Source organism: Maritalea mobilis, assembly GCF_004363175.1.
GTDB classification, from domain to species: domain Bacteria; phylum Pseudomonadota; class Alphaproteobacteria; order Rhizobiales; family Devosiaceae; genus Maritalea; species Maritalea mobilis.
On sequence record NZ_SNYR01000002.1, the window covers coordinates 283,487 to 299,897 of the forward strand.

General features: G+C 52.1%; 16 protein-coding genes and 1 tRNA gene. 8 read left to right on the forward strand and 9 right to left on the reverse strand.

The genetic code is table 11. From position 1 onward, the window contains the following. Positions 1 to 3: 3 nt before the first annotated feature. The 3 genes from ATL17_RS09170 to ATL17_RS09180 all read left to right on the forward strand — a co-directional run bounded on the left by ATL17_RS09170 (position 4) and on the right by ATL17_RS09180 (position 3,481). Positions 4 to 2,082 (forward strand): S9 family peptidase, encoded by a 2,079-nt coding sequence (locus ATL17_RS09170; RefSeq protein WP_133572508.1) that lies wholly within the window; start codon positions 4 to 6, stop codon positions 2,080 to 2,082. Positions 2,083 to 2,178: 96 nt separating this feature from the next. Then, positions 2,179 to 2,775, forward strand: coding sequence for a superoxide dismutase (locus ATL17_RS09175; protein ID WP_133572509.1), 597 nt, complete (start codon positions 2,179 to 2,181; stop codon positions 2,773 to 2,775). A 142-nt stretch (positions 2,776 to 2,917) separates the two neighbouring features. Beyond that, positions 2,918 to 3,481: a response regulator gene (locus tag ATL17_RS09180; protein ID WP_133572510.1), complete on the forward strand. Its 564-nt coding sequence runs from the start codon at positions 2,918 to 2,920 to the stop codon at positions 3,479 to 3,481. 31 nt (positions 3,482 to 3,512) lie between these two features. Here the strand turns inward: ATL17_RS09180 and ATL17_RS09185 are convergent, their stop codons facing one another. Beyond that, positions 3,513 to 4,058: a hypothetical protein gene (locus tag ATL17_RS09185; protein WP_133572511.1), complete on the reverse strand. Its 546-nt coding sequence runs from the start codon at positions 4,056 to 4,058 to the stop codon at positions 3,513 to 3,515. A 1-nt stretch (position 4,059) separates the two neighbouring features. Continuing rightward, positions 4,060 to 5,592, reverse strand: coding sequence for a helicase HerA-like domain-containing protein (locus tag ATL17_RS09190; RefSeq protein WP_133572512.1), 1,533 nt, complete (start codon positions 5,590 to 5,592; stop codon positions 4,060 to 4,062). A 179-nt stretch (positions 5,593 to 5,771) separates the two neighbouring features. Between ATL17_RS09190 and ATL17_RS09195 the strand changes: the two genes are divergently transcribed. Together ATL17_RS09195 and ATL17_RS09200 are read left to right on the forward strand one after the other, a co-directional pair. After that, a complete protein-coding gene (locus ATL17_RS09195) occupies positions 5,772 to 6,098 on the forward strand; it encodes a YbjQ family protein (RefSeq protein ID WP_133572513.1) in 327 nt (108 codons plus the stop codon). Between the two features lie 108 nt (positions 6,099 to 6,206). Beyond that, complete coding sequence (locus ATL17_RS09200; protein WP_133572514.1) at positions 6,207 to 7,550, forward strand: TIGR03808 family TAT-translocated repetitive protein; 1,344 nt, start codon at positions 6,207 to 6,209, stop codon at positions 7,548 to 7,550. A 12-nt stretch (positions 7,551 to 7,562) separates the two neighbouring features. Here ATL17_RS09200 and ATL17_RS09205 read toward each other — a convergent pair whose 3' ends face one another. Then, positions 7,563 to 8,588, reverse strand: coding sequence for an asparaginase (locus ATL17_RS09205; RefSeq protein ID WP_133572515.1), 1,026 nt, complete (start codon positions 8,586 to 8,588; stop codon positions 7,563 to 7,565). A 119-nt stretch (positions 8,589 to 8,707) separates the two neighbouring features. Beyond that, positions 8,708 to 8,782, reverse strand: a tRNA-Gln gene (locus tag ATL17_RS09210). Positions 8,783 to 9,085: 303 nt separating this feature from the next. Here ATL17_RS09210 and ATL17_RS09215 point away from each other — a divergent pair. Further along, the gene (locus ATL17_RS09215; RefSeq protein WP_166638976.1) at positions 9,086 to 10,012 is read left to right on the forward strand and encodes an MBL fold metallo-hydrolase; all 927 of its coding nucleotides are present in this window, start codon (positions 9,086 to 9,088) and stop codon (positions 10,010 to 10,012) included. A gap of 9 nt (positions 10,013 to 10,021) precedes the next feature. Here ATL17_RS09215 and ATL17_RS09220 read toward each other — a convergent pair whose 3' ends face one another. Genes ATL17_RS09220 through ATL17_RS09235 form a run of 4 tightly spaced genes read right to left on the reverse strand, consistent with a single transcriptional unit; the run spans position 10,022 to position 13,783 of the window. Continuing rightward, positions 10,022 to 10,831 carry a DUF1499 domain-containing protein gene (locus ATL17_RS09220; protein WP_133572517.1) on the reverse strand — a complete coding sequence of 270 codons (810 nt, stop codon included), beginning with the start codon at positions 10,829 to 10,831 and terminating at the stop codon, positions 10,022 to 10,024. Between the two features lie 13 nt (positions 10,832 to 10,844). After that, positions 10,845 to 11,495, reverse strand: coding sequence for a pyridoxamine 5'-phosphate oxidase (gene pdxH / locus ATL17_RS09225; protein WP_133572518.1), 651 nt, complete (start codon positions 11,493 to 11,495; stop codon positions 10,845 to 10,847). A gap of 41 nt (positions 11,496 to 11,536) precedes the next feature. Then, positions 11,537 to 12,991, reverse strand: coding sequence for an aminotransferase class V-fold PLP-dependent enzyme (locus ATL17_RS09230; RefSeq protein WP_133572519.1), 1,455 nt, complete (start codon positions 12,989 to 12,991; stop codon positions 11,537 to 11,539). Continuing rightward, positions 12,992 to 13,783 carry a class II glutamine amidotransferase gene (locus ATL17_RS09235; RefSeq protein WP_166638977.1) on the reverse strand — a complete coding sequence of 264 codons (792 nt, stop codon included), beginning with the start codon at positions 13,781 to 13,783 and terminating at the stop codon, positions 12,992 to 12,994. Between the two features lie 103 nt (positions 13,784 to 13,886). On the opposite strand from ATL17_RS09235, the gene ATL17_RS09240 reads away from it, so the two are divergent. Continuing rightward, complete coding sequence (locus tag ATL17_RS09240) at positions 13,887 to 14,351, forward strand: Lrp/AsnC family transcriptional regulator (RefSeq protein WP_133572521.1); 465 nt, start codon at positions 13,887 to 13,889, stop codon at positions 14,349 to 14,351. A gap of 134 nt (positions 14,352 to 14,485) precedes the next feature. Continuing rightward, entirely contained in the window at positions 14,486 to 15,424 is a 939-nt protein-coding gene (locus tag ATL17_RS09245; RefSeq protein ID WP_133572522.1) for a DnaJ C-terminal domain-containing protein, read from the forward strand. Here ATL17_RS09245 and ATL17_RS09250 read toward each other — a convergent pair. Then, the gene (locus ATL17_RS09250; protein ID WP_133572523.1) at positions 15,421 to 16,374 is read right to left on the reverse strand and encodes an L-threonylcarbamoyladenylate synthase; all 954 of its coding nucleotides are present in this window, start codon (positions 16,372 to 16,374) and stop codon (positions 15,421 to 15,423) included. The two genes, ATL17_RS09245 and ATL17_RS09250, sit on opposite strands and share 4 nt — an antisense overlap. Between the last annotated feature and the right edge of the window lie 37 nt (positions 16,375 to 16,411).

Here is a 16,411-nt window from a genome sequence, read left to right on the forward strand (position 1 = left end):
ATTATGAGTGATTTAACGCCCCCCAAAGCCGCCAAGAAGGATCATTTGACCACTCACCACGGGATTGAGCGGAACGACCCTTATCATTGGCTGCGCGATGATAATTGGCAGCAGGTCATGCGTGATCCTGAAGTGTTGGACAAGGATATTCGCGCCTATCTTGAAGCTGAGAATGCATTTTTCGAAGCGCATATGGATGATAGCGCTGCGCTGCGTGAAGAGATTTACGCAGAAATCCGCGGCCGCATCAAAGAAGATGATAGCTCGGTGCCATTTAAAGATGGCGACTTTGCCTATTTCACCCGCACGCTTGAAGGGCAGCAATATCCGCAGATTTGTCGATCAGATCGCGATGGCGGCAATGAGCATGTGTTGATCGATATGAATAAGGAAGCTGGCGAAGGCTATTTCCGCTCCGGCGGCACAAGCCATTCGCCAGACCACAAATTGCTTGCTTGGTCCGCCGACCGCAAAGGCTCTGAATATTTCACCATTTTTGTGCGCGACTTGAACACAGGCGAAGAGCTTGAAGACAAAATTGAGAGCACCACGGGCGGCGTGACGTGGGCTGCGGATTCCAAGAGCTTCTTCTATACCGTTCAGGACGAAAATCACCGTCCCCACAAGGTGTTTCACCATTATTTGGGTGAAGACCCCGCCAATGACAAAATGATTTATGAGGAACCGGATTCCGGTTTCTTTCTTGGCGTCGGCAAAACCAATTCAGGCAATTATATTCTGATCGATAGCCACGACCATGAAACCAGCGAGGTGCGTTTTATTGATGCACATAAGTTGGATGCCCCTACCCTGATTGCCGAGCGCAAAAATGGGCATGAATATCATGTAGATGATGCCAATGGGCTGTTCTACATCCACACCAATACGGATGGTGCAGAGGATTATAAATTGGTGACCGCTCCGGTTGCTGAGCCGGGCATGGAAAATTGGCAAGATTTGGTGCCCCATCGGCCCGGTGTGTTGTTGAAAGGCTATTTCCTCAAATCACGCTATTTGATCCGCAAGGAAGAGTTTGAGGGCTTGCCGCGTGTTATCGTGCGCGAGTTAGACAGCGGCACAGAGGAAGAAATCAGCTTTAAAGAAGAAGCCTATACGCTTTCCGTTGCAGGCGGTTATGAGTTTGATAATGACGAAATTCGTTATTATTACTCATCTCCCACCACGCCACCACAAGTGTTTGATTATAAAATCGAAACCAAAGAGCGGACCTTGCGTAAAACGCAGGAGATCCCTTCTGGTCACAACCCTGCCGATTATGTAACCCGTCGCTTGTTTGCCACGGCGCCTGATGGCGCCCAGGTGCCCGTGACGATTTTGCACCGCGCCGATTTCAAGCCCGATGGCAGCGCACCCTTAATGCTTTATGGCTATGGCTCTTATGGCATGTCTATGGGTGCAGGCTTTTCCATCACCACCCTCTCTCTTGTAGATCGCGGCATGGTATATGCCATTGCCCATATTCGCGGCGGCATGGAGAAAGGGTACAACTGGTACAAAGCAGGCAAAAAGCACAATAAAAAGAACACCTTTAGCGACTTTATCGCAGCCGGCGAAATGTTGGTTGAGCAAGGCTACACTTCTAAGGGCAATATCGCCGCGATGGGCGGTTCGGCTGGCGGCATGTTGATGGGTGCTGTGGCCAACCAAGCGCCGGAACTGTTCGGTTCGATCATCGCGCTGGTGCCGTTTGTGGATGTGCTGAACACGATGTTGGACGACACCCTTCCCCTCACCCCGCCAGAATGGCCGGAATGGGGCAACCCCATCACCTCAAAAGAGGATTATGATTACATCGCCAGCTATTCGCCTTACGACAATGTTGAGGCGAAGGATTATCCGGCGATGTTTGTGATGGCCGGTTTGACGGATCCCCGCGTGACATATTGGGAGCCTGCCAAGTGGGTTGCCAAATTGCGTGATTTGAAAACAGATGCGAATCCGCTGATTTTCAAAACCCATATGGGGGCTGGTCATGCGGGCATGTCGGGTCGATTTGAGAAGATTAAAGAGACCGCACTTGCCTATGCATTTGCCCTTAGAACCACGAAGCGCTTAAAATAAAGAAAGTTTTTTCTTTCCATAACTCTTGTTGCGGAACAAAGAACCGATTATAAGTGTTATCACCTTGAGACAAACGAACAAAATTGGAGGCCGATCATGTCTTTTGAATTGCCAGAACTCCCCTATGCATATGATGCATTGAACCCATATATGTCAGCTGAAACGCTTGAATATCACCACGATAAGCACCACCAAGCTTATGTGACCAATGGCAACAAATTGCTTGAAGGCTCCGGCCTTGAAGGCAAGTCATTGGAAGATGTTGTGCGCGAAAGCTTCGGCAAAAATGCTGGCTTGTTCAACAATGCGGCACAGCACTATAACCACATCCACTTCTGGAAATGGATGAAGCCAAATGGCGGTGGTTCTATTCCTGGTGATTTGGAAGCTCAAATCAAGTCTGACTTGGGTTCAGTTGATGAGTTCCGTGAGGCGTTTTTGAACGCTGGTGCAACTCAGTTTGGTTCAGGCTGGGCATGGCTTGTGATGAAAGACGGCAAGTTGGCCGTCACCAAAACACCTAACGGCGAAAACCCATTGGTACATGGCGAAACACCATTGTTGGGCTGTGACGTTTGGGAACATTCTTATTACATCGATTACCGCAATGCCCGTCCAAAATATCTCGAAGCATTCTTCGACTCATTGGTAAACTGGGAATATGTTGCGGAGCTTTACGAAGCTGCGAAATAAGCAATCTAACAGATTGTTTTGATGATCAACTCGCCAAGCCCTTGGGTTTGGCGAGTTTTTTTGTGCTGTGAAAAAACAAACGAATCTCTAGGCAACGCCCCCTCCTAAGTGTTAACCATTCTTTAACCATGGGAGAGGTGATTTGTTTCAAACCAAAGTAGTTGGGATTCTTACGCAAAATTCGGCGCTCAGCTCGATTCTCGCCATGGTGTTGCGCGACATTGCGGGATTGCGGCTGCGCGAATTTTCCAGCGCTGCGCATTTGCTTCGCTATGCCGATATTGCCCCGCTCGACTTGTTGATCCTTGATTATCAGCTTGCCGACCGCTCAGCGCCGGACGTGCTGAACAGCCTGCGTTCTAATCCCAATATTGATATTGATGCGTTGCAGACCATCACCATGATCAAAAATATTGATCGGGAGTTGCAGGCCAGTGTGGTGAATGCAGGCATTGATGAGATTATCGTCAAACCCATGTCGCCCGCCTATATCAAAGAGCGCGTGAGCGCACGGTTGGGCGCTGATGGGCAGTTTGTGCGCATCCCCACTTCTGCCGCCTCTAGCCGAGACTGGCGCGAAGAAACAAACCAAAATGAAAATTTACGGCGCCCGCTCAACAATGATGTGGCCAGCCAGCATGATAATGTGATCGAGTTTGCCGCCTATCGCGCCAAAATGATGGGCCTCGCCGACAAGCCGCACTAAGCGACTTTCCCGTTTCCTCAAAATGCAATGATTAGCGGACTTGCTCTGAGAGCAAATTGGCAACGCGGTCCCAACCTTCTTCTACCGTTTTGGCGAAGATGATTTTTTCCAATGCATCTGGCCGATCGACCGCGACGATTTCTTCAACAAAGCCGCGCAGCAACAAGAACTCGTCATTTTTGGACAAGCAAACAAGTGGCCGACAAGCTGACGCCAGCCACGTTTCCAAATAGCGGCCCAGATCTTTCACGCCACATGGCAAAACCCAGAAATGGGAAACCGATTCAGCCACGGGCTTCATGGGTGAGCCATCAATCTCAATGATTTCGCCGCCTTCAGGCAGCTTCACACTTGGCGTATTTTGCTGGTGATAGATGATCACACGACCGCCCTTGGTCAGCGCGCCAGAGGCAAACGCAGATGCCACTTCACCTGTGGGCATGCCACAACAAATATCGACGTTTTTTTGAGCAAGAAACTCACCCATATTATGGGCGGTGGTGATTTGTTTTTGGTGTTCTGCCCGTCCGGCCGGCACCAAAAATCCTGCGGTTTTAATTGGCTTCTTGCCCTTCATTCTACCGTCCCCGCTTCAGTGAACCCAAGATACCACGAACAAGTTGGTTTCCCAACTGTCGCGCCACTGTGCGGGCAAAAGTTTTCACCGCAGCCTCAGTAGGCGTTTGCCGGGTTGAACGGCGGGTTTTACGTTGAGTTTTTGGCCGGTCATCGCGGTACTTATCGCGATAGCCAGTGCGGGTTTCCCACAGATCGCCAAAATCGTCCTGCTTTTCCCGCTCAAGTTGTAATTCTTCTTCACGCAATTTGGCTTCGGCTCGGCGCTGCAGTTCTTCATATGCTGAATCGCGATCCAGCGTTTCTGTGTAAAGCGAGGCAACAGGGCTTTGCTTGATGATTGCGGCACGTTCTTCCGGCAAAATTGGCCCCAAGCGCGATGATGGCGGACGCATCATAGTGCGGCCAACAATTGAGGGCACACCTTTTTTCTCCAGCGTTGAGACTAGGGCTTCGCCCACGCCCAATTGGGTGATCACATCTGCTGTGTTGAAATCCGGGTTCGGACGGAATGTATCTGCCGCCGTTTTGACCGCGCGTTGTTCTCGCGGGGTATAGGCCCGCAGTGCATGTTGCACGCGGTTGCCCAATTGCGCCAGCACCGGGTCAGGAATGTCCAAAGGATTTTGCGTGACGAAATAAACGCCCACCCCTTTTGAGCGCACCAGCTTGACCACCTGCTCCACCTTGTCCATCAAGGCGTCTGGCGCGTCATCAAACAGCAAATGCGCTTCATCAAAAAAGAACACCAAATGCGGTTTATCCGGGTTGCCCACCTCGGGCAGCTCTTCAAACAATTCGGACAGCAGCCACAGCAGGAATGTCGCGTAAAGACGCGGCGATTGCATCAGCTCATCTGCAGCCAAAACGCTCACAATGCCGCGTCCATCTTTGTCTGTGCGCATCAGGTCGCGAATATCCAGCGCCCGTTCGCCAAAGAAATGCTCTGCCCCTTGCTGTTCCAACACCAACAAAGACCGTTGAATGGCTCCGATGGATGAGCGAGAAACTCGGCCATATCGCCGTGAGATCACATCGTCATTCTCATCAATGTCGGCCAAGATCGCCCGTAGATCTTTCAGATCGAGCAGCAAAAGCCCTTCATCATCTGCGTAAGCAAATGCGATGTTGAGCACACCTTCCTGTACCTCGGTCAGGTCCAGCAAGCGTGCCAGCAATAGCGGCCCCATATCAGAAATGGTTGCGCGAATTGGATGGCCCTGGCGGCCAAACAAATCCCAGAAAATGGTCGGAAAGGCTTCATAGACGTAATCATCAAAACCGATATTTTGGGCGCGTTCTTCCAGAAAATCTTTGCTTTCGCCGCTCACCGCGATGCCGGAAAGATCGCCTTTCACGTCCGCACAGAACACGGGCACACCTGCGCGTGAGAACCCTTCGGCCATGATTTGGAGGCTAACGGTTTTGCCAGTGCCGGTTGCGCCGGTGATCAGGCCGTGGCGGTTGGCCAGTTTAAGATCAAGATATTCAGCTTGGGTGCTGGTGCCAAGATAGACCTTGCCGTCAACAAACATCCAATATGCCCTTCCAAAAATTTGAGTATCCATATAAGCCGCGCAACACTGAAATCTCAATAGGACCATTGATTTTTTTGACAAATATGCCCAACCGATGGGCCTTTCGTCGGGCCTGACTTGAAATTGTGGCAGGCTTGCCCCATTTGTCGTGCAGATGAATTTTTGGGGGCTGGGACATGCTAACAACCACAACCGACACATTAGACGGCTTTGAGATCACCGAATATATGGGCATCGTGATGGGCGAAACCATTCTTGGTGCCAATTTCATTCGCGATTTGATGGCCACCGTCACCGACTATATTGGCGGCCGCTCCGGCGCTTATGAGGAAACGCTCAGCAAGTCGCGCAAAGCCGCTCTGGAAGAAATGTGTGATCGCGCACGCGCCATCGGCGCAGATGCGGTGATCGGTGTGGATTTGGATTACGAAACGGTCGGTTCACGCGGTGCGATGTTGATGGTCACCTGCTCTGGCACCGCAGTGAAGTTGCGCAAAACCTAGGGCACACGCCTAGAATTATCTCGGCATAAGTTAACCAGTAACCCAGTGCATGGCTTGCATTTCCCGGCAAGATCGCGCTCAATAGGCGTATTGATCGGGGAGGAATGCATGTTGAACCGGCGTCGCTTTTTGCTTTCAAGTGGTGCATCTATTTTGGGCGGAGCCAGTTTGGCTGGTCTGCCAGCAACTGCATTTGCGCAAAGCCCAGTCAGCGGCGCTCTTTTGGATGGCCGTAATTTCGGCCTCACGCCCGGAGCGCCTTATGATCAGGCCGAGGCACTGAACACGGCAGTGAATGCCGCTAATAGTGCCAAGCAAAAACTGTTTTTGCCTGCTGGCAGCTATCAGATTTCCAACGTCGCCCTTCCCTCTGGCACCCAAATTATTGGCGCGGGCAGCGCGACAAAATTGGTGCAGATGACCGACAAGCCGGTCTTTTCACTGATCGGAGCGCAAAATATTGCACTTGAGCAGTTTGATGTGGTCGGGGCGCAAGATTTGGCGGCAGACGCCATTCTTTACATGCAGTCCGTGCGCAATGTGAACATTGAAGAATGTGGCTTCTTTGCCAGCGCTAAGCATGGCGTTTGGGGCTATGACGCGCAGGTGCAGATCAACAGCAACCGCTTCGAGCAGATGGGCAGTGCCGCGATTTTCCTCAATAATGGCGTGCAGTCGCAAGTGCGCGGAAACATCATCAAAGGCTGTGGCAATAATGGCATTTTGATCTGGCGCGATGAGCCGGGTTTTGATGGGACAATTGTTGCCAACAACCAAATTCAAAATATTGAATGGCGCAGCGGCGGCAATGGGCAAAATGGCAATGGCATCAATGTATTTCGCGCCCAGAATGTGATTGTGGCCAACAATGTGATCAGCGATTGCGGCTTCACCGCTGTGCGCGCCAATGGCACCCGCAACACCCAAATTCTTGGCAATAACTGCCAGCGGTTGGGCGAAGTCGCCATTTTTTCCGAATTTGGGTTTTCCGGCTCACTGATCAGCAATAATCTGATTGATGAGGCTGCCACTGGCATTTCAATCACCAACTATAATGATGGTGGCTACCTAGCCGTATGTTCCAACAATATTGTGCGCAATATTTGGGAAAAGAGCCCGAACAATCCAGACACGATCCCGCTCGGCATCGCTGCGGAGGCAGATTGCAACATCACTGGCAATGTGGTGGAAAATGTGCCCGGCGCTGGTCTGTTGCTCGGCTGGGGGCCTTATCATCGGAATTTGCTGGCCAACGGCAATTTGGTGCGCAAATGCAAATATGGTGTTGCCGCTTCTGCCGTTGAAGGTGACGGGCCGATCAACATTACGGGCAATTCATTGTTTGAGTGCGAGCAACCGCTTGTGGGCGGCAAGTGGCAAGATATTGCCTTTGATGATCTGACGCAGCGCGCGCCAGACCATATTTATGTGTCCAACAATGTCGTTGGCTAAACGCACAACTTCTTAGAAGAACGAGGCGAATTCACCGCTTAGATGTGCTGTGCCCACTTCAAAGCCACGCCAGTTTTTCGTGGTTTTGTGTGACCATTGTGCCAGCAATTTCTTTTGCTCTTCCGATGCATCGGCCAAACGTGCCACCAAGCCTGCAACAATCGCTTCAGCAGCAGGCACAGAGCCGTCATCCACTTTGAGGGCAAAGCCAAGGTGGCTGCCGCGTAGTGCGCCACAGAACACGCCATCTGCGCCCACCTTCATCATCAACTGGCCTTTAAACGCATCCATCGCATTTGTGTCGATACGATCCGTGCCTGCCACCAACATGGCATTTTGCGCACACGCGTCGAAAAGGCGCTGGCCAGCTGTTTTATAAAGGTCCGGCAAATCTGAGTTCGGATCGCTTAGCTTCGCGAACCCAACGGCAAAACCCCGCAGTGGTGACGCCCAGGTGGGGATAGAACAGCCATCGCGGCCACATCGGTCTGTGCTCATTGTATCGCCCACAGCGCGCTCTACGCAGGCACGTACAAGCTTTTGAACCGCATGATCCTGCTCGATATAGCCTTTGGGATCAACGCCTAGCGCTTTGGCCACAGCCAACATGCCTGTGTGCTTGCCAGAGCAGTTATTGTGCAATGCACTCGGCTCTTCACCTTTTTCGCGCAAAGCTTTGCGTGCCGCCGCATCTGAGGGCACATGGGCACCACATTCCAAGTCGTCAGCACTCATGCCGACTTTGTCGAGAAAGCGCAAAACACCTTCCACATGAATGGGCTCGCCCTTGTGCGAGGCACAGGCTAGCGCCAAGTCACGGTCATCTAGATCAAATTTTTCCGCTGCGCCGCTTTCAAACAGAGCCAGCGCTTGCAGTGATTTAATTGCTGAGCGTGGAAAAATGGGGTGGTCAATATCGCCAGCGCTGGCCACGATTCGTCCGCTCGAATCGGCAATGCAAAATGCGGCACGGTGACGGTTCTCCACCCAATTGCCGCGCGTGAATTCAACAAGTACTGGATTAGCCGTTTGCTGCATATTTGATCCCCTATTGTTGCGGCAACGCCGCTTTTTAGGCGATCAATAACACATGCGTTCAAACGCACCAATGCGCCATTTCGCTAATAGGATAAATGTGCGGGAAATTAGGAATATTATGGCTGGGGCGGCAGGATTCGAACCTGCGAATGGCGATACCAAAAACCGCTGCCTTACCACTTGGCCACGCCCCAGCATGTTCGTCAAAAATATGACTGAACGGTGACGGTCTATACGCGTTTTATTTTCGATGTGCAACCTTTGAAAACCACCTTTTTCAAACTTTTTGCACAAACTTGTATTTAGCGTCCCATTCGCTTCGCCAAAGAGTGGAAATTTGACCTATCAACTCTGTCTGCCTGCTTCATTTTTGCCAAATCTCAATCAGGTCTACACAGTTCACACACAATTTGATTAAAATGCATATTGTTGCGGTGCTTGCGTTTTGCCCCTACATTTCGGGCTTTCTCAGCACACCCATTAGCCCCAAGGCGATTATGACTTTGCAGCATCAAACAGCGCCGGCCTATCAAACTGACTTTGCCCCGGAAATTGGCGAAGCGGAATGTGTTGCGCCCTTTGTGGAGCGAATCGTCGCGCCGAATGCATCGCCATATACTTTTACAGGCACCAACTGCTTTTTGGTGGGGCAGGATGAGCTGGCCATCATCGATCCAGGACCAGACGTGCAAGTGCACATTAATGCCTTGGACCGCGCCATTAATGGTCGCAAGGTCAGTGCAATTTTGTTGACGCACACCCACCGCGATCATTCGGCGGTGGCGCCCAAGCTTGCCGAAAAATATGGCGTGCCGCTTATGTTTGGCGGCCCGCACCGCCCTGCCCGCAATTTGCGGGCGTTTGAAATTGATCCTATGAAGCGCTCGGGTCATTACGGCCTTAAGCCTGACCGCACTTTGCGACAGGGGGACATTCTCTCATTCGGCGCAGTGCAGATCGAAGTGATTGAAACGCCGGGTCATTGCGCCAATCATGTGTGCTTCGCGCTTTCAGACCGCGCCCACATTTTAACTGGCGATCATATTATGGGGTGGAACTCCACCCTTATTGCCGATCCTGATGGCGCGCTCGGTCCTTACCTTGATTCGATGGATTTGATTTTGTCTTGCCCGGGCCAAATCTATTTGCCCGCGCATGGCGATCGGATTGTGCAAGGTAAATCCTATGCCAGAGCGCTGAAAGGCCATCGCTTACAACGCAACAAGCAAATTCTTGATCTGTTGGCGAAGCATGGCTCACTTACCGCGTGGCAATTGACCGACAAAATGTATCCAGATGTGTCTATGGCTGTTAGAGGCGCCGCCCTGCTGACCGTGAAAGCGCATTTGCACTATCTTGCAGAACAGGGCGCGTTGAAGAAGCAACGACGCTTGCTGCGTCAGCCGATATTCGTTGCGGCCTAGCAGAAAGCCCTAGCCTTCTTCGTCCTCTGAAATGGCCTCTTCGGCCACTGGCGCTTGGCGACTAAGGGCCAAGAGCTTCTGACGCACAGCAGCGTCCAAATCTGCTAGAAAAGACTGAACCCGCCGCCCATTTGCACCAAGATCCGACTCGCCGAAATATGACGCTGAGCGCATATCAATTTCGGTTTGGCTTTCATCGTATATGGCACGGATGGCCACGCGATCTTTAAAACCCAACCAGGTTTTCACATCGCCCGCATAATTGGTTTCGCTTTCCGTTGCCGACTGGCGCGTCACGCGTCCGCCCCACCCCGCAGCAGCGATTTGCCGCTCCAGTAGCGGCAACATCTCATCACCGCCCAACGGGTAAGCGCGTGTGACCGCTGTTGGAAAGCTGATAGCAACTTCATTGGCCATACGCTCAAGCTCGGCGCGTTTTTCTGGTGTTTCCAGCGAAGCGACACCCAGTGCGGGCACATTTTTGATGTTGGTGGTGATTTGGTTGGTTGATGGATATTGCGCGCCCAAAAGGATCGCCAAAGCCAAAACAGCCGTGGCCCCCACGCCAATCAGATTTGCCCGACTCGCCATGCCCCAGCCATGATCACCTGTGTACCACAGGCGCACGAAGGCCAATATCCCGACAAATAATGCCGAAACGCCCAAAAAAGTGGCCAAAGCAAACATGGTCACAAAAACGAGGGCGTCAATCAGCTCGATATGGTGGGCAGCAATGGAAACGATGTAAATCGGGATCACAAGGCGCGCTAAGCGCCCTGCCCAAACTGCCCAAGCTGAAGTTTTGATGAAAATGCGCACTGGTGCGTTTTGCCTATGGGTTCAAGCGTTGGCGCTGCCATGTGCCGTCCGCGCTGCGGGTAAACCGCACGCGGTTGTGCAGGCGAAACTCACCGTCGCACCAAAATTCAATTTCGCTTGGCAACACGGTATAGCCAGACCAATGGCTTGGACGCGGCACATCCTGCCCTTCATATTTTTGGTTCAGTTCTTCCACCCGGTCGATCAGTTCCTGCCGTGAGCTGAGCGGTTGTGATTGATGCGAAGCATGCGCACCGATTTGCGAACCACGCGGCCGCGACGCGTAATAGGCATCTGCGCGTTCTGCGGTAACAGGTTGCACCTTGCCGCGCACGCGCACTTGCCAAGCGAGGGATTTCCAATAGAACCCAAGCGCGGCCTGTGGATGGTCGGCCAGTTCATTGCCTTTGGCACTTGTTGTGTTGGTATAGAATGTGAAACCGTCGGCTTCGCGTTCTTTCAACAACACAATCCGTATGTTTGGCAGCCCGTCCTTATCCATGGTCGCGAGCGACATGGCATTGGCGTTGTCTGGTTCTTTTTCCCAAGCCAATTCTAACCAGCGGTCAAACAGCTCATAGGGGTCAATGTCACCCGAAAAGTTCGGGTCGAACAGCTCAACATTACGAGATTGAACCAAAGCTTCGATATTGTCCTGCGCCATATGCCGCTCCTTAACATGAAGTCGGCATCATGATTGTGGTGCTAGCCGACTGCTTTGAGCTGATCCGCCTGATGGCAAAAAATGCCTGACTTCGGGTCCAGCTTATATTGATCCAGATATGTGCCCGCACTATTGGCCAATTCGTCAACCTTATCAATGATGAATTGGGATTTTTGATCATCAAAAAGGTAGCTGAAATTGAGCCGCACCCAACCGGGCTTTGCCAACACATCTCCCTGCTTTATCTGATTGCGCACGCGTTCAGATTGATGCTGATCAATGTTTAGCAAATGATGTCCGTATGGTCCGGCACACGCACAGCCCCCACGCGCTTGAATGCCATAAAGGTCTGAGAGCGCGCGGGTGAAGAAATTGTGCGGCACGGGCATGCCCTTATCATCAGTCACGATGAAAGAAAAAATCGGTATGCGGTGCGCCTCAAGATTGCCCAGCAAATGAATGTTGGGGTTAGCTTGCCAGCGCGTCATGGCCATTTGCACCAGTTCCGCCTGCCGTTTGGCCATAAAGTCGGCACCGACTGCCTCTTTGACCAAAAAGCAAAGGGCCGCGCGGATATCGCCAACAATGTTTGGTGTGCCTGCTTCTTCGCGTTCTTCGATCGATTCGACATAATCGCGATCCCATTCAGACACATAGGTCACTGTGCCGCCACCAGGCCAAGAAGGTACATTGCGCCGCACAATGTCATTCTTCATCGCCAAGATACCTGAAGCCGCAGGGCCACCAGCAAATTTGTGTGCAGAAAGGAACAGCGCATCGATCTCCAACCCTGCCTCTGGTACCAAATGCACAGGCAAATAGGGTGCGCCGCCTGCAAAATCCCAAAAGCTTAGGGCGCCCTTTGATTTCAGCAGCCGCGTGGTTTCCACAATGTCGGTTGTGATGCCTGTAACGTTGGATGCCGCAGAAAAGCTACCGATCCGCAAACTGCGATCCGCATAAAGGTCCAACTGCTCTGCAAGAAAGTCCAAATCCAAGCCACCATCAGCAGCTTCTGGCACATAGATGATTTTCGCCCCGGTTTCGACCCACGGCAGAATGTTAGAATGGTGTTCATACGGCCCCAAAAAGACGATTGGTTTTTCCCCTGCCTGCACAGCTTCTTCCAAACCGACCAATTTCACCAACCGGTTCACGGCAGCGGTTGCGCCCGCGCCTGTGAAAATGACTGAGTGATTTGGCCCCGCGCCGATGGTCTTGGCAATCACGGCCCTGCCCGCCTCGCGCATAGCGGTCATTTTTTCCCCGCAATATGATGCGCGGGTGTGAGAATTGGCATAGAAGGGCAACACTTCCTCCGCCACAAAATCTTCTATCACACACAGCGCCCGGCCTGAGGCAACATAGTCGGCATAGACCAGTTTTTTCGGGCCAAATGGTCCTTCAATATTTACATTTTCACCAATCAATTGACTGCGCAAAAATGCAGGCAAATCAGATTGTGCTGCGAGTTTTTGCGTTAGGCTTTCAAACATTTAAGCTACCTTCTCGAATAAAAATGATTGGGAAATAGAAATTTTGCCATTGGCTTGCCGCGCCGCATGCACCACCGCATTTGCAGGCACTTCCAGCCAGTTCGATTTTTCTTCATCTAATGGCTCGGATGCGAGCAACAGATGATCACAATGCAAACGTTGATAAAGCGAAGGTGCATGGGCATCGCTTGACCAGCGCACCGCCCAAATATGCTCACCATCGGCCAAGGCAAATGTGGCCCGGAATGGATCACTGATTTTGGCCTTGCGCATATGGGTTAGGATTTGATCGATAGTGGCTTCAATTGCGCGCAACGGATCGCGCTTCAGGCCATTGGTACACAGCAGCGCAAAAATCAGCTCACTATCTGTGTCGCCTTGGCGCATTTGATAGCTTTCATCATCTAATTTTTGCGCCAGAACCCGTTTTACCCGTTCAAAATCACCAATTTGGCCATTGTGCATAAACAGCCAATTGTCGCAGCGGAACGGGTGACAGTTCACAAAGATATTGGGTGCGCCAGTTGATGCGCGGACATGGGCGAAGAATAGATGGCTTTCCAGTTGCGCGGTCAGCTCGCGCAAATTCGGGTCACCCCAGGCCGGACCAGCATTTCGGTAAAGGCCGGGAAATGGTTTGCGATCATACCAGCCAAGGCCGCCGCCATCCCCATGCACGCCCAATTTCGCTTCATAGGATTTCAGCGCTTGCCCGCACAGGGCGCGCTCGCCATCATAAAGATAATCTTCCATATGGGTCGGTTGACCCAAATAAGCGATCCAGCGGCACATTTTGACCCTCATAATCACGTGAGAATCTATTATCGCACCAAATCTTCGTGTTGATTTCTCATTTTTTGTTGGACAAATGTCGTTTTTTTGGTCAAATGACCACATGAAGGGAATAAAATTAGATCAGTATGATCGTGCCATCCTCCGCCATATGCAGCGCGACGCGTCTTTAACGCAGCGCGATTTGGCTTCGCTTGTGCATTTGAGCCAAAATGCCTGTTGGCGGCGATTGCAGAATTTAAAGAGTGCTGGGCTGATCAAAGGCTCCACGATTTTGATGGATCGCGACGATTTAGGCTTTGGCCTTGTGGTCTTTGTCATGCTGCGCACGCGCCACCATTCTGCCGAATGGTTGGAGAAGTTTCGCGCGCATGTGTCCACCATTCCCGAAGTGATCGACTTTTTCCGTATTGGCGGGGATTACGACTATTTTCTCAAAGTGGTCACGCAAGACATGTCCAGCTATGACGATGTGTATCAGCGCTTGATCTCGAAAGTGGAGTTGGATTCCGTCACCTCTTATTTCGCGATGGAAGCGATTGAAGAGCAACGGCCGCTGCCGATCTAAAAAAGCGCATAAAATCCCATCTTTTCCGCTGAAAAACTGGACATTGCGCGGCCCCATCGCCATATATGAAACAAATGTGAAATCGCGTTGGTGGAATATGTCTGCCCACGCCAATTTTTGGAGTGACTCGTTTTATGCGTGATCCCTATAGCGTTTTGGGTGTGGCGCGCTCGGCGAGCGATCAGGAGATCAAGTCTGCCTATCGTAAACTGGCGAAGACCTATCACCCAGACCAAAATAAGAATGACCCGAAGGCTCAGGAAAAGTTTTCCGAGGCCACAAATGCCTATGACTTTTTGCAAGATAAGCAAAAACGCCAACAATATGATCGCGGCGAAATAGACGCTGATGGCAACCCCAAAATGGCTGGATTTGATTTTTCCGGCTTTGGTGGCGGTCGGGGTGGTGGTGGCCAGCAAAGCGCTGGCGTGAACCCTGAAGACATTTTGAAAGAGTTTATGGGCGGTTTTGGCGGCTTTGGTGGTCGCGGCGGCGGTGCTGGCCCTATGGGTATGGGCAGCGCCCGCAATTTCTCCACCGGCGCCCGCAATCGACCAAAAGGCGAAGACACAAAGGTGCGCCTGAATGTCTCTTTGGAAGAGATCAATGCGCGTGAACCTGTGCCTGTGACCTTGCCAAACGGCAAAGTGCTCTCAGTGAACCTGCCCTACCCGTTGAATGACGGGCAGCAGGTTCGACTGAAAGGCCAAGGCGAAGCGGCCCCCATGGGCGGCAAGCGCGGCGACGTGTTGGTTCAGGTGAAAATTAAAAAGCACAAACATTTCCGCAAGGATGGTGATGACCTGCGCGTGGATGTGCCAATCACGCTTTATGAGGCTGTGTTGGGCGGGAAGGTACGTGTACCAACGCTTTCTGGCGCCGTTGAACTCAAAGTGCAGCCGGGCATGGACACATCAAAATCGCTGCGCCTGAAAGGCAAAGGCCTTTTTGGTGAAGGCGATCTTTATGTGAACTTGCGGATTGTTTTGCCTGAGAAAAAAGACCCCGACTTGGAAAGCCTGATGCGGTTCTGGCGCGATCAGAAACCATATACCCCGCGGGAAGACAGCTAATTCCGATCAGCAGCGGCGCGGCGCAAGCGGTCATTGATCGCTTCGCCCAAGCCCAACTCAGGAATTGGGGCCACCGCAATCGTATGCACACCAGCTTGGTCCAGTTTTCGCAAATAGCTAAATAGATTGCGCGCCGCTTCCGCCAAGTCACCTTCGGCGGAGAGATTCAGCTTTGCCTTTGCGCTGGTCAGCTCACTGTTCCCAAAGTTCAGCGCCGCCTCGCCGTCTACACAATCGCTAGCATTCAGCCGCACTGCCGCGTTTGGCGCATAGTGTGACAACAACATGCCCGGCGCTTTGATGGTTTTATCCTGCGGGTCCAGCACAGATCGTCCCGTCGCCTCGGTCAGCGCCTCGCGCGAAATGGTGCCCGGGCGCAGCAATATCAGTTGATCATCGTGCACCGCTACGATGGTCGACTCCACACCCTCTGTTGCTGGTCCGCCGTCAATAACCGGCACTCTGCCTTCAAATCCGTCCAGCACGTGTTGGGCAGTTGTTGGTGACAATTTGCCAGATGGGTTGGCAGAGGGCGCCGCTACCGGAAAGCCTGCCTGCCGGATCAGTTCGCGCGCCATTTCATGTTTTGGCATGCGGATCGCGACCGTATCCAACCCCGCTGTCACCAGATCGGACAGAGCCGCATCGTCACGCTTGGGCAACACCATGGTTAGTGGCCCCGGCCAGAATTTATCTGCCAAAATATCTGCTAAAGGCGGGAACTCCGCAATGGCTTCCACCATTTCCCTTGTTGCGCAGTGCACAATCAGCGGGTTGAAGCGGGGTCGCGATTTGGTTTCAAAAATCTTCACCACCGCATCATCGCTTTGGGCATTGCCAGCAAGGCCGTAAACTGTTTCGGTGGGCATAGCGACAACATCACCTGCCCTTAAAATTTGGGCAGCATGTTCAATTTTAACGAATTGTGTGTTATCGCGCGGCTCTTTCATGGCTGCTGTTTGACAAGGCTTTGCCTGAAGGTCAAGA

Excerpts from the sequence above, each read along its gene's own strand:
- ATL17_RS09240 (WP_133572521.1), top strand. The coding sequence starts at position 13,887 with ATGAAGGGAATAAAATTAGATCAGTATGATCGTGCCATCCTCCGCCAT.
- pdxH (WP_133572518.1), bottom strand. The coding sequence starts at position 11,495 with ATGGCGCAGGACAATATCGAAGCTTTGGTTCAATCTCGTAATGTTGAG.
- ATL17_RS09215 (WP_166638976.1), top strand. The coding sequence starts at position 9,086 with ATGACTTTGCAGCATCAAACAGCGCCGGCCTATCAAACTGACTTTGCC.
- ATL17_RS09190 (WP_133572512.1), bottom strand. The coding sequence starts at position 5,592 with ATGTTTGTTGACGGCAAGGTCTATCTTGGCACCAGCACCCAAGCTGAA.
- ATL17_RS09170 (WP_133572508.1), top strand. The coding sequence starts at position 4 with ATGAGTGATTTAACGCCCCCCAAAGCCGCCAAGAAGGATCATTTGACC.
- ATL17_RS09205 (WP_133572515.1), bottom strand. The coding sequence starts at position 8,588 with ATGCAGCAAACGGCTAATCCAGTACTTGTTGAATTCACGCGCGGCAAT.
- ATL17_RS09195 (WP_133572513.1), top strand. The coding sequence starts at position 5,772 with ATGCTAACAACCACAACCGACACATTAGACGGCTTTGAGATCACCGAA.
- ATL17_RS09245 (WP_133572522.1), top strand. The coding sequence starts at position 14,486 with ATGCGTGATCCCTATAGCGTTTTGGGTGTGGCGCGCTCGGCGAGCGAT.
- ATL17_RS09185 (WP_133572511.1), bottom strand. The coding sequence starts at position 4,058 with ATGAAGGGCAAGAAGCCAATTAAAACCGCAGGATTTTTGGTGCCGGCC.
- ATL17_RS09250 (WP_133572523.1), bottom strand. The coding sequence starts at position 16,374 with ATGAAAGAGCCGCGCGATAACACACAATTCGTTAAAATTGAACATGCT.
- ATL17_RS09200 (WP_133572514.1), top strand. The coding sequence starts at position 6,207 with ATGTTGAACCGGCGTCGCTTTTTGCTTTCAAGTGGTGCATCTATTTTG.
- ATL17_RS09175 (WP_133572509.1), top strand. The coding sequence starts at position 2,179 with ATGTCTTTTGAATTGCCAGAACTCCCCTATGCATATGATGCATTGAAC.
- ATL17_RS09230 (WP_133572519.1), bottom strand. The coding sequence starts at position 12,991 with ATGTTTGAAAGCCTAACGCAAAAACTCGCAGCACAATCTGATTTGCCT.
- ATL17_RS09235 (WP_166638977.1), bottom strand. The coding sequence starts at position 13,783 with ATGTGCCGCTGGATCGCTTATTTGGGTCAACCGACCCATATGGAAGAT.